The organism is Mesorhizobium salmacidum (SeqCode) (assembly GCF_037179605.1).
In the GTDB taxonomy this organism is placed as follows: Bacteria; Pseudomonadota; Alphaproteobacteria; order Rhizobiales; family Rhizobiaceae; genus Mesorhizobium; species Mesorhizobium salmacidum.
In genome coordinates this window covers 64,537-85,229 of the sequence record NZ_JAPYKS010000003.1, presented here as the reverse complement: position 1 = coordinate 85,229, position 20,693 = coordinate 64,537, and the positions used below count along the sequence as shown (strand labels likewise).

Here is a 20,693-nt window from a genome sequence, read left to right as displayed (position 1 = left end):
GCTCGCCTGTAGGCGGATTCCTCCAACCTTCCCGACGTAAATCTCCGAAGCCGGCGCCGCCCCTCATCCGCCTGCCGGCACCTTCTCCCCGTATAGTGACGGGTAGAAGGAAGCTCCCCACCCACGCTTTCTTAAGGTGTCTTCGCTACACCAAACCTGAAAAGAGGCGGAAAACGGAGAGAAATCGGGGTGCGCTTTTCTGCGGCCACGACTGCCGGGCGGTTCTTGCCGCAGCGTTTGGCGCTGGGGCCGCTGCTCGACCGCATCGACGTCGTGCTGCTTACCGCCGACGAGCGCGTCGTGGCTCGCGCCGCCGTCGGTCCTTGCGAAAGCCTGCTCACCATGAGCGGCAACCAGAAGGTCTGCGCAGCCGTCTATGCAGTGACACTGGCCTTCAACATCGGGCTCATCGTGGTGCTGATCCCGTTTTTCGGCCTGTGGGGCGCGGCCGTGGCCACCGCCTTCGCCATGATCTTCGAGGCCGGCGCGCTGTCCTTCAGGGTCCGGCACAAGCTCGGCATCGTCATGGCGATCTTCGTGCCAGCCAAAGGAGCCGCCTGATGGCCGCCATCCCCTTGCTCGAGGAAACCAGCGGCGGTTCCGCCGGCGCCATGGTGTCCGGCCTTGCCGGGCTGGCGCGCGACGCCGACCCGGCCCATATCGAGATCCTCGCCAACAACCGGCCCGAGCGCAAACTCGCCATCTACCCGGCATCGGCCGGCTTCGACCTGGTCGAGGAACTGGATTATCTCTGCGCCCGCACGATCGAGCCGAACGTCTTCTTCAACCCACGTTTCCTGGCGCCGGCCATGCCCCGGCTGGAAGACCGCGAGGTGCGCCTTGCAGTGATCCGCGACGGTGATGAATACCGCAACCGGCTGCGCCTGCTGGTGCCGATCTCGGTGGAACGGCCGATGGTGCCGCTGGGCGTGCCGGTCATGCGCACATGGTCGAGCCCGTTCGGTCCGCTCGGCACGCCGTTGATCGACCGCGACGATCCGGTCGGCGTGGTCGAGGATTTTTTCTCGATGCTGTCGCGCCCGCATTTGAAGTTGCCGAAAGTCCTGGTCCTGCCCGACATCAGGCTGGACGGTCCGGTGGCGAGCCTGATCGGCACCGTGGCCGAGACGCGCGGCCTGATGCTGGTCACCACGGGCCAGACCTCGCGCCCGGTGCTGGAGAGCGAACTCGACGGCGACGACTATCTGAAGGCTTCGCTGCGCGCGCACCATTATCGCGAGTTTCGCCGCCTGAAGCGGCGCTTGGGCGATCTCGGCAAGCTTGAACATGTCGTGGCACGCGGCCCCGAGGAAATCCGCCACGCCATCGAGCACTTCCTGACGCTGGAAGCGTCCGGCTGGAAAGGCCGCGAGCGCACCGCCATGGCGATCGACCGATTCCGCGCCGCCTTCGCCCGCGAGGCTGTGCACCGGCTGGCCGAACAGGACATGTGCCGCATTCATTCGCTGACGCTCGACGGCCGCACCATCGCTTGCCTGATCGTCTTCGTCGAAGCCGGCGTCGCCTACACCTGGAAGACAGCCTATGACGAGACGCTGGCCGTCTATTCGCCCGGCACGCTGCTGATGATCGAGGTCACCAAGCAGCATCTCGAAGATCCCAACATCATGATGACCGATTCCTGCACCGTGCCCGATCACCCGGTGATGAGCCGGCTATGGAGCGAGCGCAAGCCGGTCGGCACGCTGGTGATCGGGTTGACTCGCGACGCCGACCGCCTCGCCCGCCAGGCCGCCTCCCAGTTGCACCTCTACCGCGAGACCCGCAACATGGCGCGACTGCTGCGCAACCGGATGAAGAGTTTGCTGAAAAGGCGGTAGCGCCAATCGAGAGCATGGATCGGCCGCGGGAGGAAGTTTGGGTGCCCTTGCCAAGCAGTCATAGATCGCTGAATTCCCTTCTACCGCCTATTCATCCCGCCAGATCACGCGCACGAATTTGATCCCAACCAGCCGACGGTATCGAACACTAACGGACTCTTCACCGACAAGGTGGAGCAATTCCGCATCTATGCTCTCGCTCGTGCGGCACATCTGGCAGGTCATCCTGCCGCGCAGCGTCTCGATCGGCACATTGCCGTAGACCTCTCTCAGCTCTGCCGGCTTGAAGAACCGTTTGATGTTGCAGTTCCGGCAACGAATGAGCGCGACCTGCCCCGCATTGTGGGCATGCATAAGGGTCCATGGCGCGCCTTTGTGCCATCGTTCGGGTTGGTCGGGCATACGGCAGAAAAAGGAACATATTCCTCTCTCGTCAAGAGTGGGGTTGCCACTTTGTTCTCATTTCGTTTACTTTGCTAAATTAGCCGCAGGAACCATCCTGTCTCATGAATGAGATGGTTTGACCGTTGATCGGCCGTCGCTCGTCACAAGCGTTCGGATCGAACTGTCTCGACGGAAAGCGACCCGGCCGGAAGCGATTGTAAAAGGTCGGCCTCGGGCTCCGTCAGATTGACCCAGGCGGCCCACTTCTCTGGCTGGAGCACCACGACCTGGCGATTGTGGTACGGCGCGACGTCTGGTCCCGGGTCAGTCGTCAGCATCGTGAATGTCGGCGGCTTGTTGCCGGTCCCTTCGCGCCACAAGCCTGCAATCGCCATGAATGGCGAGCCGTTCAGCGTGAACCGATGCTTTGCCTTGGGGTATTTCGTGCCCGTGAATTCGAAGAACCCCGAAGCGGGCACCAGACAGCGCTTGCTATTCCCGAATTGCCGGCCTTCCGAGCGGAAGTTGAAGACGGGGCCGCCCTTTGGCCCGACCGGTGGAAATCCGAACGTCATCGAAGCCAGTTCTATCGCGTCGCCGGCAGCGCGCATGATTGGTGCCGGATCGTTAATGTGGATGTCGTCCACCCCTGGTAAATCGAGTTCACTTTGGTGATCCGGGATTTTGAGCGCCAGTGACGCCATCATCCGGCAATATTCGGCCCAAGCGACATGTTGCTCGTAGTCGTTGCACATGGATGGCTCCGGAGCGCTCACCTCCACCTAAAGCTACGGCGCGAGCCCGAAATGGCAAGCAGGTCACCGAAGGATGTCGGCTTCGATCGCGGCGTTAACAAATGCGGCGCGCGCTCCCGCGCGTCCTTCCTACCTCCAAGGCGGCGAGGCACGCGTTTCGGGCCGCCATGTGCCTCTGGATATTGGCTGCCTGGGCGACGCGCTCGACTTGAACAGCCTGCTGCCCGACCTGCCAAGTGCGACCTGGACGGGTTCGTAAAAACGCTGATCTTGCGTCGCTGCCCACCTCCCGAGGCGCTCAATGCGACACCCGTAGCTGAATATAGGCGAGCTATTCCGGAACATTTTAGCAGAGCTGGATGTTTGGATGTCATGACGGGGCCGTGCTCGCCCTGCTTTCGACAGACCATCGAGGAGAGAACCATGGATTGGAACCGCATCGAAGGAAACTGGAAGCAATTCAAGGGCAAGGTGAAGGAACAGTGGGGCGACCTCACCGACGACGATCTTGACCAGATCGCCGGGAGGCGCGACCAGCTTGAGGGCAAGATTCAGGAACGCTACGGCATCGCGAAAGATCGCGTTCGCCAGGAGGTCGACGACTGGTATCGCCGCCAAAGCTGGTAGTTCGTTCAAACGTCCATTTTGTTGAGAGGCGCCGGCATTGGCCGGCGTCCTTTCTCCGTCCTGCGGTGTCCTCAGCTTTGTCTTGCTGATCGAGAACTGGCTGACGCTGGCAAAACTCCGGCACACGGGCGCCTCCCGCTTTGAAAGCCTTCCGCGCGCAACCTCCGGTGAATGCTTCCTGAACTTCAAACGGCGTGTTGGTCGCGATGATCAAAACAAACGGCCATGGTCCGACCAGTTGCGAATTTGACCACGGCCTCCACCAGGGCGTCATCGCTGCACGGCCAGTCCGGCGCCAGGCGTCGAACCTCCGCGATCACTTCCCGGGTGGAGACTATCGCAAATGCCTCCCACCCCGATAGCATCATGGAAACAAGCTCTTCGCTTGTCAGGCGGGGTAATATCCGATGCCGCGTCATGTTCACCGCGTTTCCTCCCAACGATGAACGTTAAAGATAGAGCCTAGCGCGAAGCCCTGAGGTCAGCGAGCTAAAATGTGGTCTGACCAAAATGGCTCACGCCCACGGTCTTGGGGTTGGATTTGTTGACTTCAAAGCGATCAAATGGTGCCCCTAGCCGGGATCGAACCAGCACTCCTTGCGGAACTCGATTTTGAGTCGAGCGCGTCTACCAATTCCGCCATAGGGGCTCAGGCCGGGCGGCCTGGATGGGCGCGGACTATACGGTCGGGGGCCTGTTCGTCAACTGGCCAATTCTCGGTATCGCATCGGATGCGACCAATCTTCGCCTTTCGATTTCGCGGCGGTGCTGCCATTGTGCAGCGCGGAAAATATTTCTAGACAGGTGGCGCACCAAAGCGCGCCGTGTCTGGAGACATGCTGTGGCGCGCTTTGCGTCCTTGTTTCCATCCATGCCCTTGTCCCAGGGCGGCCGTGCGGTTTTGGGTCACTTGCGCTAGGAGAGCCGATGCTTCGCGGACTGTACGACTGGACCCTGTCGCTGGCGGCCCGCAAATCGGCCGAATGGTGGCTGGCCTTCATCGCTTTCGTCGAAAGCTCGGTATTCCTGGTGCCGGCCGACGTGCTCTATCTGCCGATGGCATTGTCGCGGCCGGATCGCGCCTATCGCTATGCCCTGATCGCCACCGTCGCCTCGGTGCTGGGCGGCATTGCCGGCTGGTTTATCGGCCACTACGCCTATGACGCGGTGGCGCGGCCCATCCTCGAGTTCTACGGCAAGTATGACGAGTTCGAGCAGTTGCGCTCCTCTGCCGGCGTGAGCATCGAATTCATCGCCCTGATGCTGGTCACATCGGGTGCCGCGCATCTGCCGCCCATCAAGGTCGTGACGATCCTGTCCGGCGCCCTTGGCGTCAATCTGGCGCTGTTCATCGTGCTGGCCATCATCGCGCGCGGCGGCCGCTTCGTGCTCCTGGCGTGGCTTTTGCGCCGCTATGGCGAGCCAATCCGCGAATTCATCGAAAAACGCCTGGGCCTGATCGCCGGCGCCGCCGCGGTTGCCCTGATTTTGCTCTATATCCTGATCAAATACGCTCTCTGACGTTTGTCGCTCAAACCGCGCAACGGTTTCGAGAGCGTGGCAAGCAGATCTGGCGGACGGCGAACACGATGGACGAGAGACCGATGACAGCGACCATGAATGCCGATACCGGACGCCAGCGGACACGCGCTGCCTTGTTTCTCGCGGTCGCGATGGCCGCGACCGTTGGTTCGGCGCTCGGTTTCCAGCACATCGGCGGCTACATACCCTGCCATCTCTGTCTGGAACAGCGCACCCCATATTACATCGGCGTGCCTTTGATGGTGCTGGCGGTGATCGCATCGATGCTGCGCGCACCGGCATGGCTGACGCGCGGCCTGCTGGCGATCGGCGGCCTCTTGATGCTCTACGGCCTTTATCTCGGCGTCTATCACTCCGGCGTCGAATGGGGCTGGTGGCAGGGTCCGGCCGATTGCACGGCGGGCGCCGGACCGGTCGACACCGGCGGCAAAGGCGTGCTCGACGCGCTCGACAAATTCGTGCCGCCCTCCTGCGACAAGGCCGCCTTGCGCATTCTCGGCCTGTCCCTGGCCGGCTGGAATGCCATCGCCAGCCTGATCCTCGCCGCCGTCGCCTTCCGCGGCGCTCTGTCTCGTGACTGACACAACAGCGCCGTCGCGAGATCATTCAAGAATTCGGCAGATTGAGTGACCCATTGTGGGTCGGAGGAGTGGGACTTGTGCGCCGGTCTGCTTGTGGGTGGGCAGCATCGTTATCCGGCCGACCGCTCAGGATTGAACGTCCATGACACGATGCGGCGCTCGGTCGATATGCCTTCGCACTACCGGATTTTAGCGCACGAGGGAGCTCCGGCTGCTGCGCGACCCCTCAAGCTCCGATGGCGACGATGCGTGAAATCCTTTGTTGCCCCGGTTGCCGCTCAGACCCAAAAAACGCTTCAGGCGGCCAGCCTGCCGAATTCTCGAACGGACTCAAGGCTCCAGTTCGACATCCCAGTAGAGATAATCCATCCAGCTTTCATGCAGATGGTTGGGCGGGAACAGCCGGCCGTTATTGTGCAGATCGTGCACGGTTGGCTGATACGGCTTCTGCAGCGGCCACATCTTTGCCTGCGACGGCATCATCCCGCCCTTCCTCAAATTGCAGGGCGAACAGGCGGCGACGACGTTCTCCCATGTCGTGGCACCGCCGCGATGGCGAGGGATGACATGGTCGAAGGTCAGGTCGTCGGGCGTGCTGCAATACTGGCACTGGAAACGATCGCGCAAGAAGACGTTGAAGCGGGTGAAGGCCGGATGCCTGGACGGTTTCACATAGGCCTTCAGGCTGACCACGCTCGGCAACTTCATCGAGAAGGTCGGTGAGGATACCGCATGCTCGTATTCGGCTACGATGTTCACCCGGTCGAGGAACACCGCCTTGATGGCATCCTGCCAGGACCAGAGCGACAAGGGGTAATAGCTGAGCGGACGGTAATCCGCATTCAGCACCAGCGCTGGAAGCCCATCCGGAGATACGGCAACCGTCACCTTGTTGACCTCCTTGGTTCGCACATGATCCCGAAAATCGAATTCGACTTTCGGAAAGGATCATGCGCTGCTTCAAAAGCCCGACCGTTCGGCGCGGATACTGTAAGCCTGACATGACAGGGATGTGAAGCGGATTGTCGCTCGCGCGACGTGCCAAAAACGAATGATTTTTATGCTTTTTTGCAAATTCAGGCCGGCGGTGCGGCGTCCCGGCCCCTGGTTTCGCGATAATAGGACCAGAAAAGTCGCGATGCGACACCTCGCCACGGGCTCCATGATTCGGCCAATGCGATCAGTGTTTTCTCCGCTGGACGTGGGTCGATGCCCAGCGCGTGGCCGACAGCGCTCTGCAGGGCGACATCGCGCGCCGGGAAAATATCGGGGTGCCCGGCGGCAAACAACAGATACACTTCCGCCGTCCAGGGACCGATACCGGGCACGGCCGTCATCCTGGTGATTGCCTCCCCAGCGTCGAGCGAACAAAGGTGATGCAGGTCGAGCCCGTCGGCTACGGCTTGGGCGACCGCGACAAGGCCACGCTGCTTGGGCCGCGACAGGCCGGCCTCGCGAAACATGTCCTCGCCGGCGACAAGGATCGCCTGCGGCGTCAGCGGATCGACCAGTTTCGTCAGCCGGCCGAAGATGGCATCGGCGCTGGCCCGCGACACCTGCTGCGAAACGATGATCGAGGCCAGGCTCCTGAAGCCGGGCTCCGAAAGCCTGAGCGGCACCTCGCCGGCCATGCCGCGCACTTTTTCCAGGCGCGGGTCGATGAGGCAAAGCGCGTCCAGTCCCCGCTCAACGTCGTCAACTGTCGCGATGCGCTGCATGATATCCTTGTCCGAAAATGTGCCGCAAAGTAGCAACGGCCAAAACCGCAGCACAACCCGATTGCCGCCTGAGACATGACGCTCCTGACATTCCGCTTCGCGCCCAGCCCCAACGGCGAACTGCATCTGGGCCACGCCTATTCGGCGCTGCTCAATCAGAAGCTGGCGATGCATACGGGCGGCCGCCTGCTGCTTCGTGTCGAAGACATCGACACCACGCGCTGCACGCCGGAGTTCGAGGCGGGCATGTTTGCCGACCTGAAATGGTTGGGCCTGGGCTGGGAAGAGCCGGTGCGTCGGCAATCCGAGCATTTCGCCGACTACGAAGCGGTACTGGAACGGCTGATCCGCGAGGAACTGGTCTATCCCGCCTTCATGAGCCGTGGCGAGATCAGGGCTTTCATCGCCGACAGCGAAAGGCGCGGACGCGACTGGCCGCGCGACCCCGACGGTGTGCCGTTCTATCCCTCGGCCGACAAGGCATTGCCGGTGAAGGAACGCAAACGGCGCATCGCCGAGAATGCGCCTTTCGCCTGGCGGCTGGACATCGGCGCCGCCATGGCGCGTGCCGGCAAGGACCTCACATGGGCCGAATTCACCGATGAGACGCTATCCGCGACGCGCCCGGTCGAAGCCCGTCCGCAGGACTGGGGCGACGTGATCGTGGCGCGCCGCGACATCCCGACCAGCTACCATCTCGCCGTCGTCATCGACGATGCGCTGCAACGCGTCAGCCATGTCGTACGCGGACAGGACCTGTTTTCCGCGACCGGGGTGCAGCGGCTGCTCCAGGAGATTCTGGGGTTGCCACGGCCGGTCTATTTCCATCATCGGCTGATCCTCGGGCCGGACGGGCGAAAACTGTCGAAGAGCCTCAGGGATACCGGTCTCGCCGCCTTGCGCGAAGCCGGCGCTTCGCCGGACGATGTCAGAAAGCTGGTCGGGCTTTGATCAGTACACCGTCAGGAGAAATGCTCTCCAGACGCGCTATCCGTTGAATTCCCATCACGCATGGATCAATCGTTTCGTTTTGCGTGCAGGGTTGAACGGGACTAGAGCATTTCGACGGTCAATTCTCACCAGCGCGGCGGTTTCCGGAAAATGTCAAGCCTCAAGCGGTTCATCCCCGCCACCTTCGTCGTCCTTTGGGCGACCGGCTTCATCGGCGCGCGTTATGCCATGCCGTGGGCGGAGCCGTTCACCTTCCTCGCGGCGCGTTTCGTGCTGGCCGCCATCCTGCTTGGCGTCCTGATGCTTGTGCTGGGCTCGAAACCAGCCACCCGCACCGAGGCGCTGCATGCCACCGGCGCCGGCGTGCTGATGCATGGCGTCTATCTCGGCGCCGTTTTCTGGGCCATTCATAGGGGCATGCCGGCCGGTTTTTCGGCCCTGATCGTCGGCCTGCAGCCGCTGGTCACCGCGGTGCTCGCTGGCAAGTTTCTGGGCGAGGCCATCTTGCCGCGCCATTGGCTTGGCCTTGTTATCGGCCTTGTCGGCATCGTCATCGTGCTGTGGCCAAAACTCGGGGCGCTCGGCGGCGGCGTGACGGCGGCCACGCTGATCGCCTCCCTGGTCTCCGTGCTCGGCATGAGTGCCGGCACCATCTGGCAGAAGCGTTTTGCTTCCGGCGGTGATCTCGTGGCCGCCACCATGTGGCAATATGTCGGCGGCGCTTCGCTGATGATCCTGGCTTCGCTTGCCTTCGAAACGCAAACCGTCGTCATCAATGGCGAATTGATCTTCGCCATGGCCTGGTTGCTGCTGGTGCTGTCGCTCGGCGCCATCTTCCTTCTGATGGTGATGATCCGCGACGGCGAGATGTCGAAAGTGGCGTCGCTGTTCTACCTCGTGCCGGCGGTGACGGCCATCATCGCCTGGGCCCTGTTCAACGAACAGCTCAACGCACTTCAGATCGCCGGCATGGCGATCACCACGTTCGGCGTTGGGCTGGCGACCGCCCGATCGGGCAAACTTCAACCGACCCGGGCGCGCGCCTCCAGATAGCGGCTGATCGCGGCGTTGAGCTCGCCGCCGAGGATGAAGATCGCCGAGACGATGTAGAGGAAAACCACAGCGATCATGATCGAGGCGAGACCGGCATAGGTCGTCACATAGGACGAGAAGTGATCGAGATAGGTGGCGAACATGGTCGAGCCGATAAGCCATGCGGCCAGTGTGAAGATGATGCCGGGTATCAGCGATACGAAACGGCGCTTGCCGGCCGGAAGCCAGTAGTGGACGGCAAAAAGTCCGCCGATGATGACCGTTGAGGCAATGACGTAACGCCACAGCGTGCTCGTGCCCGTATAGGGTTTGATCCACTCGAAATGGGCTTCCGCCAGCCGCGCCAGCAGGGGCGCGAACACCAGGAGCACGCTGATAGCCAGGAACCCGGCGGTCGCGATCAGCACGAAGAAGATGCTCTGCACCCGGCGATAGATGATGCCGCGCGTCTCGGTGACCCGATAGGCGCGGTTGAGCGACGTGCGCAGCGCCTCGATGCCGTTGGAGGCAAAATAGGCGGCAAGCAGCACGCCATAAGTCAACAGGTCGGTGCGCCTGACGGTCAGCACGTTCAGCACCTCGCGCGCGATCGGCTTGGCGATCTGCTCGGGCCATGTGTCGAAGACCAGATGCACGGCCGTGTCGGCAAAGGCCTGGGCGCCGAGGAAGCTGGCCAGCGTCGTGGCGAAGATCAGAAACGGAAACAGCGCCATCAGCGAGGTGATCGCCAGATGGCTGGCCATCGCCCAGCCGTCATCGGTGTTGAAATGGCCGAGCGCGTCGTAGAGCACGCGGCGCAGGGCGACAATATTCCGCAGCAAGAACGCGCGCTCCCTTCGATTGTCTCGACGCCGCGAATATGGGAAGGGAATGCGGCAAATGGCAACCCTTCGTCAAACCTCGAATTCTCCAGCGGCAGAGTTGCGCACCATCATCGTCACCGGTGCGTCTTCCGGCATAGGCGCCTATTGCGCCCGTGCGTTGAAGGCCGACGGCTGGCGGGTGTTCGCGACGACGCGCAAGCCGCAAGACATCGCCGCGCTCGAAGCGGACGGCATCGAGGCCTTCTATCTCGATTACACTGAACCGGCATCGATCGCCGCCCTGGTGGCGGCAGTGCTCGACCGCACCGGCGGCAGGCTCGACGCGCTGTTCAACAACGGCGCCTACGCGCAGGCAGGCGCCGTCGAGGATCTGCCCGTTGCGGCGCTCAAGGAGCAGTTCGAGGCCAATTTCTTCGGCTGGCACGACCTGACCCGCCGTCTGATTCCGGTGATGCGCCGCCAGGGCCACGGCCGCCTCGTCCATTGCTCGTCGATTCTGGGTCTCGTGCCTGTGCGCTTCCGCGGCGCCTATTCGGCGTCCAAACATGCCTTGGAGGCCTTGATGCTCTGCCAGCGCCAGGAACTGGCCGGCAGCGGCATCCATGTCTCGCTGATCGAGCCGGGGCCGGTGAAATCGAAGATCGCCAGCAATGGCCTGGCCTGGTTCCTCAGGAATATCGATCACGAGAATTCCGTGCATCGCGCCGACTATGCCGCGCAGATGGAACGCATGCGCGCCGGCGGCAGCCAATCGGCACTGAAGCCCGGGCCGGAAGTGGTCCACAAGGTGCTTTGCCATGCACTTCTGTCGCGGCGCCCGCGCCCGCACTATGTGGTAACAATATCGGCCAAGATCGGGGCCATGCTCAAACGCATCCTGCCTGCCTCGATGCTCCACCGCCTGCTCGCCAAGCGCGCCTGAACAAGCAAAGAACTGGAAACACAAAATGGCCACTGCCTTCAATATCCTTGCCATTCTGGTCATGGCCGCCGTGGTGGTCGTGCTGATCAGGGGCCTCATCAACATGATGCGCGGCGGCTCCGGTGTGACCTCCAACAAGTTGATGCAGGCGCGCGTTCTGCTGCAGGCCGTGGCGCTGGCGCTGATCTTGCTTGCCGTGTATTTCACCCGCAAGTGAGGGCCTTCGGGAGGCGATGTGGTCAAGCTCAACAAGATCTACACCCGCACCGGCGATGACGGCACCACCGGGCTCGGCACTGGTGAGCGGCGGCTGAAATCCGATCTCAGGGTGGATGCGTATGGTACGGTCGACGAAGCCAATGCCTGCATCGGCATGGCTCGCGTGCATACCGCACAGAGCTATCAGGCGATCGACGCCATGCTTGCCCGCATTCAGAACGACCTTTTCGACCTCGGCGCCGATCTCGCCGTGCCTGATGACGGCAAGCCGCTTGGCTACGAGCCGCTGCGCATCGTTGCCGCCCAGACCGACCGTGTCGAGCGCGACATCGACCTCCTCAACAAAGACCTCCGGCCGCTGAAATCCTTCGTGCTGAACGGCGGCACGCCGGCGGCGGCCGCCCTCCATCTTGCCCGCACCGTGGCCAGGCGAGCCGAGCGGCTGATGGTCGCCCTGGCTCAGGACCCGGCCGAACACGTCAACCGCGACGGGCTGAAATACATCAACCGCGTCTCGGATTTCCTGTTTGTCGCCGCCCGGGCGGTCAATGACAATGGAAATGCCGACGTGCTATGGGTTCCCGGCAAGAACCGCTGAACGGACTGAAAGGCGGGAGGAGGCCAACGACAAATGTTCATCCCGCTTTACGACACCAACAGGCTGCGCCACATCAGGCTGCAATATGTGACGATCGGGCTGATCGTCGCCAACGCCGTGATCTATTGCGCCACGGCGCTCGGCGGCGAGAACTTCACCAATGCCGCCGTGCTTGGCCTCGGCTTCATCCCCTCCGTCGTTCACGACACGGCCGAGCTTGACCCTCGCTTTATTATCATCCCCGAAAGCCTGAGCTACCTCACCTACTCCTTCCTGCATGCCGACATTTTCCACCTCGGCGGCAACATGCTGTTCCTCTGGGTGTTCGGCGACAATGTCGAGGACGCGCTCGGCCACATCCGCTACCTGATCTTCTATCTCCTCTGCGCCATCGCCGGAGCCGCTTTCCAGGGGCTCATCGCCTGGGATTCGCAAGTGCCGCTGATCGGCGCCTCGGGCGCCATTGCCGGCGTGGTCGTCGCCTACCTGATCCTCTACCCCAGGGTGAAGGTGTGGGTGCTTGCCTTTGCCCGCATCCCCTTGCGTATTCCAGCCTTCATTCCGCTCATCCTGTGGGTGCTGTTCCAGGTCGTCATGTTCGCGGCCGGTGGAGAGGATCAGATCTCCTGGGCCTGCCATATCGGCGGCATCATTGCCGGCGCGGTCCTGGTGCTGGTCCTGCGCAGTCGCGGCGTGCCGCTGTTTGCCCCCGCTGACGAGGACGCCGTGGCTCCGACCCCCGAACAGCCGCCGGCCGTTGGCGAACCAGCCACCCCCCAAACGTCCGTCACTGCGGCGCGCTGGGGCCGCGGAAACCCTACTGGCCCGAACTGAACCGATTTGAGCAGCTTCCAGCGTATTGACGACAAGGATTGCCACAATTACGGAAACGTCTCCGTCGCAGCCCAAGGCGGTTAAGGAGCAGCCGCAAGGCGGGCAAAGACCAGAATTTCCATCCGAAATGTCGGCTTTCGACAACTCAGAAAGGGCGCAGGCTGCTATAGCGCGCCCAACTAGCGTGAAGAGGTGACAGGCAAATGAAGATCCTTGTGCCCGTGAAGCGGGTTGTGGACGCGAATGTGAAGGTTCGCGTGAAGGCCGACGGTTCGGCGGTGGAACTCGCTAACGTCAAGATGGCGATGAACCCGTTCGACGAGATCGCGGTCGAGGAAGCGATCCGGATCAAGGAAGCCGGCAAGGCCGAAGAGATCATCGTCGTGTCGATCGGCCCGCAGCAGGCGCAGGAAACACTGCGCACCGCGCTCGCCATGGGCGCCGACCGCGCCATCCTGGTCAAGACCGACGAACAGACCGAGCCGCTCGGCGTCGCCAAGGTGCTGAAGGGCGTGGTCGAGGCGGAGAAGCCAGGCCTTGTCATTCTCGGCAAGCAGGCGATCGACGATGATTCCAACCAGACCGGCCAGATGCTGGCCGCCCTGCTTGGCTGGGCGCAGGGCACCTTCGCTTCCAAGGTCGTGCTCGAGGGCGACCATGCCAAGGTGACGCGCGAAGTCGACGGCGGCTTGCAGACGGTGGAGTTGAAGATGCCGGTGATCGTCACCGCCGACCTTCGCCTTAACCAGCCGCGCTATGCCTCGCTGCCCAACATCATGAAGGCCAAGAAGAAGCCGCTGGACGAGAAGAGCCCGGCCGACTACGGCGCCGACGTCACGCCGCGCCTCAAGGTCATCAAGACCGAGGAGCCGGGCGGCCGCAAGGCGGGCGTCAAGGTCAAGAGCGTCGCCGAACTGGTCGACAAGCTCAAGAACGAAGCCGGCGTGCTGTAAGGCTGGGAAGGGATAAAAAGATGGCAATTCTCCTCATCGCAGAACACGACAATGCAACTCTTTCCGACCAGACCGCCAAGGCGCTTTCGGCAGCCCTGCAGATCAACTCGGACGTTCATGTGCTGGTGGCCGGCAAAGGCGCCAAGAGTGCGGCCGATGCCGCCGCCAAGCTGAAGGGCGTGAGCAAGGTGCTGCTCGCCGAGGCCGACGAGCTCGTCGAGCGCCTGGCCGAGCCGACGGCGGCGCTGGTCGTCTCGCTGGCTGGCGCCTACGACACGATCATCGCGCCGGCGACGTCCGCCGGCAAGAACGTCGCGCCGCGCGTGGCGGCCCTGCTCGATGTCGCCCAGGTCTCCGAGATCATCGAAGTGGTCTCGCCGGATACGTTCAAGCGGCCGATCTATGCCGGCAACGCAATCCAGACGGTGCAGTCGAGCGACGCCAAGAAGGTGATCACTGTGCGCACCGCCTCCTTCCAGGCGGCACCCGAGGGTGGCTCGGCTTCGGTCGAGACGGTTCATGCGGCTGCCAACCCCGGCCTGTCCACCTTCGTCGAGAACAAGCTGTCGGAGACCGACCGTCCGGAGCTGACCTCGGCCAAGATCATCATCTCGGGCGGCCGTGCGCTCGGTTCCTCGGAAAAATTCCAGGAAGTCATCCTGCCGGTCGCCGACAAGCTCGGCGCCGCCGTCGGTGCTTCCCGCGCCGCCGTCGACGCCGGCTATGCGCCGAACGACTGGCAGGTCGGCCAGACCGGCAAGGTCGTCGCCCCCGATCTTTATATCGCGGTCGGCATCTCCGGCGCCATCCAGCACCTCGCCGGCATGAAGGACAGCAAGGTCATCGTCGCCATCAACAAGGACGAGGAAGCGCCGATCTTCCAGGTTGCCGACTACGGCCTCGTCGGCGACCTCTTCGTCATCCTGCCGGAGTTGCAGAAGGCACTTTGACGCTTCCGCGCAACCGTATTAAATTGCCAGGGGTGGGGTAGACGAAGTCGCCCCACCCTTTTAGTTTGCACCGCACAATAAGCAGGCCACAAAGGCTGAGAGCAATTCCAGCGGCAGTGCGCAGGTTTTTTGCGCCGGGAATTGCGGGAAAACAAAGAGATGGGGCGGTTCGCGATTCTGGCGAGAAACGCTCCGGACGGGATCGGGTAATGAGCAAGATCGAGACGATCGGCATCATTGGTGCGGGCCAGATGGGCGGCGGCATAGCGCACGTCTCCGCGCTTTCGGGTTACAAGGTGCTGATCTACGATATATCGCCCGACCGTATCGAGAAGGGCATCGCCACCATCAGCGGCAACATGGCCCGTCAAGTGGGGTCCGGCAAGCTCGACGAGAAACTCCGTAACCAGGCCATGGCACGCATCGCGTCGGCACCGACGATGGCCGATCTTGCCGGCGCCGATCTGGTGATCGAGGCGGCGACCGAGGACGAAACCGTCAAGCGCAAGATCTATGCGCAGCTCTGCCCGCAGCTTAACCCCGAAGCGATTCTGGCGACCAACACCTCGTCGATCTCGATCACGCGGCTGGCAGCGCAGACCGACCGGCCGGAGCGGTTCATCGGCATACACTTCATGAACCCTGTTCCGCTGATGAAGCTGGTCGAACTGGTGCGCGGCATCGCCACCGAGGACCAGACCTTCGAGGCGGCGAAGACCTATGTGAAGCAGCTCGACAAGACGATCACGGTCTCGGAGGATTTCCCGGCCTTTATCGTCAATCGCATCCTTCTGCCGATGATCAACGAGGCGATCTACACCCTCTATGAGGGCGTCGGCTCGGTCGATGCCATCGACACCGCCATGAGGCTCGGCGCCAACCATCCGATGGGACCGCTGCAGCTTGCCGATTTCATCGGCCTCGATACCTGCCTGTCGATCATGCAGGTGCTGCATGACGGCCTGTCGGATTCGAAGTACCGTCCCTGCCCGCTGCTGGTCAAATATGTCGAGGCCGGCTGGCTCGGCCGCAAGACCGGACGCGGCTTCTACGACTATCGCGGCGAGCACCCCGTTCCGACGCGCTGACGCATCCGCTCACGAGGCCGCGGCGAGCGGCTTGGGTGGTTCTGACCTGTCGTCGGCGGTTTTGCCGTCGGGTGCCACGCAAACGCATCCGCGCCCGGCCGCCTTGGCCGCATAGCAGGCGGTATCGGCCCTCGCGATGATCTCGTCGACTTCGCCGCAATTGGCGCAGATCGCCGTCAGCCCGATGCTGGCGCCGATCGCGTGCGGCCGGCCCTCCCAGGTGAAGTTGAGGCCGGCTATCGCATCGATGATGGAACGCGCCGCGAGCCGCGCGCCAGCGGCAGAACCGGACTTCAGGATAACAGCGAATTCGTTGCCACCTAGGCGCGCGACGATGTCTTCAGAACCAAGCACGCCGCGCACTGCCTCCGCGACCCGCTTCAGCAGGGCGTCTCCCGCAGCGTGACCGCCCGTGTCGTTGACCAGCTTGACATGGTCAAGGTCGATGAACATGAACTGATGGCGGTCCCCGGCCATCGTGCCGTCCTTGCGCGCCTGATCGACCAATTCCTCCATGGCGCGGATGAAGCTCGAGCGGTTGGCGAGCCCGGTGAGCGCATCGTGCGCGGCTGCATGGGCAAGCTGGCGCTGAAGGGCACGCGCATCGGTGAAGTCCTGGAAGACGATCACCAGCCCGCCGAATTCGTTGCGCTCGTTGATGATCGGCGACACGACCTGGCGGATGCTGCAGCATGTGTCGTCGCGCCGGATGAGGACCGCGCGGCTGTTCTGGTCGGAGCGCGCCTCTTCGCCTGTCACGGGCCGCGTCATGCCGATCCTGTGGCCGGTCTCCTCGTCGACTGCCCAATAGACATGGCTCAGTGTCTTGCCGAGTGCCTCGTCGTCGGAAACGCCGGTCAGCTTTTCGGCCACCGGGTTCATGAAGGTGACGCGGTTCGCGGCATCGGTGCAGATGACCGCATCGCCGATCGATTGCAGCGTCACTCTCAGCCGCTCCTTCTCGTCGGCCAGCATCGCCGCCGAGACGATGAGCCGTTCTTCGGCCTGCTTGCGCCGGGTGATGTCGGTCAAGCTGCCGATCGCTCTGATCAGCTGTCCGTCCGCATCGCGCTCGATGGCCTTGCCGCGGTCGAGAATCCAAACCCAGCGGCCATCCTTGTGGCGCATCCTGAACTCGGCCTCGAAAAATTCCGTCTGGCCATCGAGATGGGCGCGATCAGCCTCCGCGACCGCGGCGCGGTCGTCGGGATGGATCATCGTCAGCCAACGATCGGGGTCGCCATCAAGCTCGCCATCCCCATAACCCAGCATCTTGACCCAGGTGGGGGAATAGGTGGTGCCCCCCTTGCGCATGTCGAAATCCCAGACACCTTGACCGGCGCCGGCCAGCGCGAAATTCCAGCGCGTTTCCGCCTCCGTGATGCGCGCCTCGGCCCGCTTGCGCGCGTCGATGTCCTCGATCTGCGAAACGAGATAGAGCGGCCGGCGGCTTTTCTCGTCTCGGATGACGGAGCCGGCAAGATTGGCCCAAATGGGCGCGCCATCCTTTTTGAGGTAACGCTTCTCGAATTGGAAGGCGTTGACCGTGCCAGCTCTCATGCTTTCCATGGTTTCCCGCCCGAGATGCAAATCGTCGGGATGCGTGATCTGGGAGAAGGTCAGCGCCTCGATTTCCTCTCGGCTATAGCCAAGCATGGCGGCGAAGGCTGGGTTGGTCTGGAGAATACGCCCATCGAGGCTGACGATGGCGATGCCGATGGCCGAATCTTCCATGGCTCGGCGGAACCGCTGCTCGCTCTCCGCAATCTGCCGCCGGTCATCAGAGATGCGCGTGATGAACAGATAGGCCAGGAAAAGCGCGCAGACCGTAACCGCGACCGATATTTGAAGGCAAAGTCTGAATGCTTCCGCGCCAAGGTCCAGCCTTGACGGCACAAGCGAGGCGGCCACCACGGCAAAGCCGGCCACAAGCAGCGCCAGAGCTGCATGCTTGTACTGTCCCGGCCCGATGATACTTCGCAATGTCACGATTTATGCCACCCCCGTGGGCAATCGCTTTTTTCCGTTAAGACCCTGAAGGATCGATTTTAAGGAAAGGTTGCGACCGGAGCATCGGCGACATGGGAAACCGGCAAACAATTGCCGGCATGATTAAGGACCGGTATTGACGGGGTGTGGGCGCGGGTATCCTGTTACCATCGCACGAAAAACCGCCCGCCGAGCGCGCCGAGCAAAGCGAGGGCCGCGATGGCGATCGTGTACCAGGTGGCAACGAAAAGCGGCGAATCGTCGAAGCAGTGCGCCGCATAGAAGGTCGCCGCCAGCCCGCCGGCAAGCAGCCCCGCGACGGTGCCGGCAAGCACCGGCCGTGTCGGCGCACCATAGCGCAGCATCCACAGGAAGATGGCCAGCGGGCCGATGCCGATCAGCGGGATGAAGCTCATGCAGATCATCATGTTCGATCCGATCATGCGCGTGCCCCATAGCGCCTGCGGCACCATGAAGAGTTCCAGCACCACGGCCACCGCGACCAGCAGGGGCGCGGCGACCATCGCCGCCATCGCCCGGCCTGTCGCCGCACCCGGCGTCGACAGGGCACGGATCAGGGCGAAGGCGCTGATGGCGAGCACGACGGTGAAAACAAACTTGGACAGGAAGCGGATCGTATGCGCGGCAACCATGAAGTCGGGGCGCGGCCCGATTGTCATCATGAAAACAGCGGCCGCGGCGACGACGGCCGCACCGGCCGCCAGCCACCAGGCCGAACGCAATGGCATCGCCTTGCTGCGAGCATCGGCGTCGAGCGCCTTGATGAGATCGTCGGTCTTCATGTCATTCCCGTCCGAACCGCCCCTGTCCGAGTCGCCCCTGTCCGAATCGCTTGGCTATGGCGGTAAGTCCCCGGTGCAGCGACACACGCACCGCCGTCTCGCTGATGCCGAACTTCGCCGCTGTCTCACCGATGGAACGGCCCTCCACGGACACGGCCGAAACCACGGACCGCTGAGCCGGCGGCAGCCCGTCGAGGGCCCGGTTGATGTCGCGCTCGCTGACCGTCTCGGTTTCCGGCTCGGCGAAAGTCTCGGCGATGTCGTCGACATCGATTTCGATGCGCCGCCCGCGCCGCCGGAATGCGTCGATCAGCTTGAAACGGGCAATCGCATAGACCCATGGCAACACCGGCGCGTCCTGGCGCCAGGTATGTCGTTTGACATGAATGGCCAGCAAGGTTTCCTGCACGACATCCTCGGGATCGACCCCGCCCTGCACGATCTTGCGCCTGACAAAGCCGCGGATCAGCGCGGCAATCCGGTGGAGAAAGTCGGCATAGGCCTTTTCATCTCCCGCGATCGCGGCCCGCATCAGCCGGGAAAGCTCGGCCTCGTCCTTGCCGCTCACAAGAGTTCACTCCCCGATCTTCGCGCCTCGGCACTGATTTGTTACGTGGCCGGCGAAATAATGTCCAAGCCAAACTACGGGCAAATCACGAAAGTTTGCGGGAGGACCCGCGAAATTCCCTGACGGTTTCCCTGGTTCCCGGCCCAGGCGTGAGGAACGGCGCGGACCAAGCCTTGATTGACGTAAGGTAAACCCTTCTGTAGCGTCAAAGGATCGGAGGGAGGCCGAAATGGATTTCATTGAACGCATTTTTGGATTTTCTCCCGACAATGGCTCGGGAACTTTCGAGAGCGGCCTTGTCATTGCGGCCATAGTCTTTGTCGCTGCCATCTACTTCGTCAGAAGACGGGGATCACTGAAGAAATAGCCGGGAGAACCGGCGGGGATACGTCGCCAGGAAAACACTACCGTTGCGTCCTCTCAGCGTGGGAAACACGACATGGCAGGATCTCTGGTCAACCACGTCAGAACCGCGGCACTGCTGTTGTTCGCCGCCGAATTCTGGAAGCGTCTTGCCGTCGGGCTGAAGGTGCTGTTTGCGACGATTCGCATGCTGCTGTGCCGGTTGGCCAAGCGCCAGCGGCTGCCAGGCCCTGCGCAGAACGATTGCTGTATCCAGCTGCCGCCCGACATCTACAAGCGCGCCGATCCTCTTCTCTATGCCCAGTACTATCTTATGGCGCAGGGTCTCGCGGTCACCTGGGACAATCCCGACATAGACATTTTCGACGGCGCCGCGCCAGTCACCGGTGCGCTGCAGCCCTCTCGCACCTATCGCGTTCGCGTGCGTGTCTGGAACGGGTCCTATGATGCGCCGGCCGTCGGCGTCGGGGTGGCGCTGTCCTACCTGTCCTTCGGCGCACAGACCGTTTCCCGGCCGATCGCCAACCTCGCCGTCAATCTCGGGGCCAAGGGCACGATCGATTGCCCTGCCTATGCCGAATTCAGTTGGACCACGCCCGCCACCGGCGGCCATTACTGCCTGCAGGCACAGCTTTCCTGGGGCGATGACGCCAACCCCGGCAACAACCTCGGCCAGAAGAACGTCAACATTGCCGAGATGCGCTCATCGGCAAAGTTCTCCTTCAGCGTCCGCAACGAGGCCTCGGTCGTCCGGCGTTTCCAGATCGAGGCGGACTGCTACGGCCTGCCGAAGCTGCAACCATGTACTCCGCCACGCGGCCAAGGTCGAGACGAACGCACGGACACCCCGCAGCCGAGGCTCGCGGAGAGCAAGGCGCGCTGGGCCAAGGCGCTGGAGGAACAGGCCTATGGCCGGTTTCCCGTTCCCGATGACTGGTCGGTCAGGATCGTTCCAAGAACGCTTTCACTGCAGCCCCGCCAGATAACCGAGATCACCGTCGAGATCGAACCGAGGGACGCCGCCTTCCGTGGCTCAAGGGCCTTCAACGTCCATGTCTTCACGATCGGCGAAAGCGGATCGCGCACCATGACCGGCGGCGTGACGCTCATCGCCACGAAAGGCTGAGGCG

General features: G+C 62.7%; 24 protein-coding genes, 1 tRNA gene and 1 pseudogene. 17 read left to right on the top strand and 9 right to left on the bottom strand.

Annotated elements, in window-relative coordinates:
- Window positions 1-297: 297 nt before the first annotated feature.
- Window positions 298-561: pseudogene (locus tag O7A60_RS04980) on the top strand (lipopolysaccharide biosynthesis protein); the annotation flags it as partial.
- The gene (locus O7A60_RS04975; protein ID WP_337105298.1) at window positions 561-1,841 is read left to right on the top strand and encodes a GNAT family N-acetyltransferase; all 1,281 of its coding nucleotides are present in this window, start codon (window positions 561-563) and stop codon (window positions 1,839-1,841) included. The pseudogene O7A60_RS04980 and the gene O7A60_RS04975, both read left to right, overlap by 1 nt.
- Before the next feature lie 87 nt (window positions 1,842-1,928).
- Here O7A60_RS04975 and O7A60_RS04970 read toward each other — a convergent pair whose 3' ends face one another.
- Both O7A60_RS04970 and O7A60_RS04965 read right to left on the bottom strand, forming a co-directional pair.
- On the bottom strand, window positions 1,929-2,195 hold the full coding sequence (locus tag O7A60_RS04970) for a hypothetical protein (RefSeq protein WP_337105296.1): 267 nt from the start codon (window positions 2,193-2,195) through the stop codon (window positions 1,929-1,931).
- A gap of 191 nt (window positions 2,196-2,386) precedes the next feature.
- Complete coding sequence (locus O7A60_RS04965; protein WP_337105295.1) at window positions 2,387-2,980, bottom strand: SOS response-associated peptidase; 594 nt, start codon at window positions 2,978-2,980, stop codon at window positions 2,387-2,389.
- A gap of 423 nt (window positions 2,981-3,403) precedes the next feature.
- Here O7A60_RS04965 and O7A60_RS04960 point away from each other — a divergent pair, with 423 nt between their 5' ends.
- Both O7A60_RS04960 and O7A60_RS04955 read left to right on the top strand, forming a co-directional pair.
- Complete coding sequence (locus O7A60_RS04960) at window positions 3,404-3,607, top strand: CsbD family protein (RefSeq protein ID WP_027143449.1); 204 nt, start codon at window positions 3,404-3,406, stop codon at window positions 3,605-3,607.
- Window positions 3,608-3,644: 37 nt separating this feature from the next.
- On the top strand, window positions 3,645-3,857 hold the full coding sequence (locus tag O7A60_RS04955; RefSeq protein ID WP_337105293.1) for a hypothetical protein: 213 nt from the start codon (window positions 3,645-3,647) through the stop codon (window positions 3,855-3,857).
- Between the two features lie 314 nt (window positions 3,858-4,171).
- Here O7A60_RS04955 and O7A60_RS04950 read toward each other — a convergent pair.
- Window positions 4,172-4,256, bottom strand: a tRNA-Leu gene (locus O7A60_RS04950).
- Between the two features lie 278 nt (window positions 4,257-4,534).
- Between O7A60_RS04950 and O7A60_RS04945 the strand changes: the two genes are divergently transcribed.
- The gene (locus O7A60_RS04945; RefSeq protein ID WP_337105291.1) at window positions 4,535-5,128 is read left to right on the top strand and encodes a YqaA family protein; all 594 of its coding nucleotides are present in this window, start codon (window positions 4,535-4,537) and stop codon (window positions 5,126-5,128) included.
- 83 nt (window positions 5,129-5,211) lie between these two features.
- Window positions 5,212-5,730 carry a disulfide bond formation protein B gene (locus tag O7A60_RS04940; RefSeq protein WP_027143452.1) on the top strand — a complete coding sequence of 173 codons (519 nt, stop codon included), beginning with the start codon at window positions 5,212-5,214 and terminating at the stop codon, window positions 5,728-5,730.
- Window positions 5,731-6,060: 330 nt separating this feature from the next.
- Here the strand turns inward: O7A60_RS04940 and O7A60_RS04935 are convergent, their stop codons facing one another.
- Together O7A60_RS04935 and O7A60_RS04930 are read right to left on the bottom strand one after the other, a co-directional pair.
- On the bottom strand, window positions 6,061-6,618 hold the full coding sequence (locus O7A60_RS04935; RefSeq protein ID WP_027143453.1) for an HNH endonuclease: 558 nt from the start codon (window positions 6,616-6,618) through the stop codon (window positions 6,061-6,063).
- Between the two features lie 188 nt (window positions 6,619-6,806).
- Window positions 6,807-7,448, bottom strand: coding sequence for a DNA-3-methyladenine glycosylase family protein (locus O7A60_RS04930; RefSeq protein WP_337105289.1), 642 nt, complete (start codon window positions 7,446-7,448; stop codon window positions 6,807-6,809).
- Window positions 7,449-7,523: 75 nt separating this feature from the next.
- On the opposite strand from O7A60_RS04930, the gene gluQRS reads away from it, so the two are divergent.
- Window positions 7,524-8,399, top strand: coding sequence for a tRNA glutamyl-Q(34) synthetase GluQRS (gene gluQRS, locus O7A60_RS04925; protein ID WP_337105288.1), 876 nt, complete (start codon window positions 7,524-7,526; stop codon window positions 8,397-8,399).
- Window positions 8,400-8,549: 150 nt separating this feature from the next.
- The gene (locus O7A60_RS04920; protein ID WP_337105286.1) at window positions 8,550-9,452 is read left to right on the top strand and encodes a DMT family transporter; all 903 of its coding nucleotides are present in this window, start codon (window positions 8,550-8,552) and stop codon (window positions 9,450-9,452) included.
- Here O7A60_RS04920 and O7A60_RS04915 read toward each other — a convergent pair.
- Entirely contained in the window at window positions 9,422-10,273 is an 852-nt protein-coding gene (locus O7A60_RS04915; protein WP_027143458.1) for a YihY/virulence factor BrkB family protein, read from the bottom strand. The two genes, O7A60_RS04920 and O7A60_RS04915, sit on opposite strands and share 31 nt — an antisense overlap.
- A gap of 58 nt (window positions 10,274-10,331) precedes the next feature.
- On the opposite strand from O7A60_RS04915, the gene O7A60_RS04910 reads away from it, so the two are divergent.
- From O7A60_RS04910 to O7A60_RS04880, 7 genes are all read left to right on the top strand, one after another.
- A complete protein-coding gene (locus O7A60_RS04910) occupies window positions 10,332-11,198 on the top strand; it encodes an SDR family oxidoreductase (protein WP_337105283.1) in 867 nt (288 codons plus the stop codon).
- 25 nt (window positions 11,199-11,223) lie between these two features.
- The gene (locus O7A60_RS04905) at window positions 11,224-11,415 is read left to right on the top strand and encodes a twin transmembrane helix small protein (RefSeq protein ID WP_015315567.1); all 192 of its coding nucleotides are present in this window, start codon (window positions 11,224-11,226) and stop codon (window positions 11,413-11,415) included.
- A gap of 18 nt (window positions 11,416-11,433) precedes the next feature.
- The gene (locus O7A60_RS04900; RefSeq protein ID WP_337105281.1) at window positions 11,434-12,015 is read left to right on the top strand and encodes a cob(I)yrinic acid a,c-diamide adenosyltransferase; all 582 of its coding nucleotides are present in this window, start codon (window positions 11,434-11,436) and stop codon (window positions 12,013-12,015) included.
- A gap of 33 nt (window positions 12,016-12,048) precedes the next feature.
- On the top strand, window positions 12,049-12,849 hold the full coding sequence (locus tag O7A60_RS04895; protein ID WP_337105279.1) for a rhomboid family intramembrane serine protease: 801 nt from the start codon (window positions 12,049-12,051) through the stop codon (window positions 12,847-12,849).
- Window positions 12,850-13,052: 203 nt separating this feature from the next.
- On the top strand, window positions 13,053-13,802 hold the full coding sequence (locus tag O7A60_RS04890; protein ID WP_027143462.1) for an electron transfer flavoprotein subunit beta/FixA family protein: 750 nt from the start codon (window positions 13,053-13,055) through the stop codon (window positions 13,800-13,802).
- Between the two features lie 20 nt (window positions 13,803-13,822).
- Window positions 13,823-14,752: an electron transfer flavoprotein subunit alpha/FixB family protein gene (locus tag O7A60_RS04885; RefSeq protein ID WP_337105277.1), complete on the top strand. Its 930-nt coding sequence runs from the start codon at window positions 13,823-13,825 to the stop codon at window positions 14,750-14,752.
- Between the two features lie 209 nt (window positions 14,753-14,961).
- Window positions 14,962-15,840, top strand: a complete 879-nt coding sequence (locus O7A60_RS04880) for a 3-hydroxybutyryl-CoA dehydrogenase (RefSeq protein ID WP_015315562.1) — start codon at window positions 14,962-14,964, stop codon at window positions 15,838-15,840.
- Window positions 15,841-15,849: 9 nt separating this feature from the next.
- Here the strand turns inward: O7A60_RS04880 and O7A60_RS04875 are convergent, their stop codons facing one another.
- From O7A60_RS04875 to O7A60_RS04865, 3 genes are all read right to left on the bottom strand, one after another.
- Entirely contained in the window at window positions 15,850-17,829 is a 1,980-nt protein-coding gene (locus O7A60_RS04875) for a PAS domain S-box protein (protein WP_337105273.1), read from the bottom strand.
- 164 nt (window positions 17,830-17,993) lie between these two features.
- Window positions 17,994-18,632 carry an NrsF family protein gene (locus tag O7A60_RS04870; RefSeq protein ID WP_337105272.1) on the bottom strand — a complete coding sequence of 213 codons (639 nt, stop codon included), beginning with the start codon at window positions 18,630-18,632 and terminating at the stop codon, window positions 17,994-17,996.
- 1 nt (window position 18,633) lies between these two features.
- The gene (locus O7A60_RS04865) at window positions 18,634-19,200 is read right to left on the bottom strand and encodes a sigma-70 family RNA polymerase sigma factor (protein WP_027143466.1); all 567 of its coding nucleotides are present in this window, start codon (window positions 19,198-19,200) and stop codon (window positions 18,634-18,636) included.
- A 229-nt stretch (window positions 19,201-19,429) separates the two neighbouring features.
- Between O7A60_RS04865 and O7A60_RS04860 the strand changes: the two genes are divergently transcribed.
- The gene (locus O7A60_RS04860; protein ID WP_337105271.1) at window positions 19,430-19,567 is read left to right on the top strand and encodes a hypothetical protein; all 138 of its coding nucleotides are present in this window, start codon (window positions 19,430-19,432) and stop codon (window positions 19,565-19,567) included.
- 72 nt (window positions 19,568-19,639) lie between these two features.
- Entirely contained in the window at window positions 19,640-20,689 is a 1,050-nt protein-coding gene (locus O7A60_RS04855) for a hypothetical protein (protein WP_337105269.1), read from the top strand.
- Window positions 20,690-20,693 lie beyond the last annotated feature (4 nt).

Bases quoted from the DNA above. Each gene is read 5' to 3' on its own strand.
- O7A60_RS04940 (WP_027143452.1), top strand. From the start codon at position 5,212: ATGACAGCGACCATGAATGCCGATACCGGACGCCAGCGGACACGCGCT.
- O7A60_RS04880 (WP_015315562.1), top strand. From the start codon at position 14,962: ATGAGCAAGATCGAGACGATCGGCATCATTGGTGCGGGCCAGATGGGC.
- O7A60_RS04970 (WP_337105296.1), bottom strand. From the start codon at position 2,195: ATGCATGCCCACAATGCGGGGCAGGTCGCGCTCATTCGTTGCCGGAAC.
- gluQRS (WP_337105288.1), top strand. From the start codon at position 7,524: ATGACGCTCCTGACATTCCGCTTCGCGCCCAGCCCCAACGGCGAACTG.
- O7A60_RS04860 (WP_337105271.1), top strand. From the start codon at position 19,430: ATGGATTTCATTGAACGCATTTTTGGATTTTCTCCCGACAATGGCTCG.
- O7A60_RS04870 (WP_337105272.1), bottom strand. From the start codon at position 18,632: ATGAAGACCGACGATCTCATCAAGGCGCTCGACGCCGATGCTCGCAGC.
- O7A60_RS04885 (WP_337105277.1), top strand. From the start codon at position 13,823: ATGGCAATTCTCCTCATCGCAGAACACGACAATGCAACTCTTTCCGAC.
- O7A60_RS04910 (WP_337105283.1), top strand. From the start codon at position 10,332: ATGGCAACCCTTCGTCAAACCTCGAATTCTCCAGCGGCAGAGTTGCGC.
- O7A60_RS04895 (WP_337105279.1), top strand. From the start codon at position 12,049: ATGTTCATCCCGCTTTACGACACCAACAGGCTGCGCCACATCAGGCTG.
- O7A60_RS04965 (WP_337105295.1), bottom strand. From the start codon at position 2,980: ATGTGCAACGACTACGAGCAACATGTCGCTTGGGCCGAATATTGCCGG.
- O7A60_RS04960 (WP_027143449.1), top strand. From the start codon at position 3,404: ATGGATTGGAACCGCATCGAAGGAAACTGGAAGCAATTCAAGGGCAAG.
- O7A60_RS04905 (WP_015315567.1), top strand. From the start codon at position 11,224: ATGGCCACTGCCTTCAATATCCTTGCCATTCTGGTCATGGCCGCCGTG.
- O7A60_RS04975 (WP_337105298.1), top strand. From the start codon at position 561: ATGGCCGCCATCCCCTTGCTCGAGGAAACCAGCGGCGGTTCCGCCGGC.
- O7A60_RS04930 (WP_337105289.1), bottom strand. From the start codon at position 7,448: ATGCAGCGCATCGCGACAGTTGACGACGTTGAGCGGGGACTGGACGCG.
- O7A60_RS04855 (WP_337105269.1), top strand. From the start codon at position 19,640: ATGGCAGGATCTCTGGTCAACCACGTCAGAACCGCGGCACTGCTGTTG.
- O7A60_RS04920 (WP_337105286.1), top strand. From the start codon at position 8,550: ATGTCAAGCCTCAAGCGGTTCATCCCCGCCACCTTCGTCGTCCTTTGG.
- O7A60_RS04890 (WP_027143462.1), top strand. From the start codon at position 13,053: ATGAAGATCCTTGTGCCCGTGAAGCGGGTTGTGGACGCGAATGTGAAG.
- O7A60_RS04945 (WP_337105291.1), top strand. From the start codon at position 4,535: ATGCTTCGCGGACTGTACGACTGGACCCTGTCGCTGGCGGCCCGCAAA.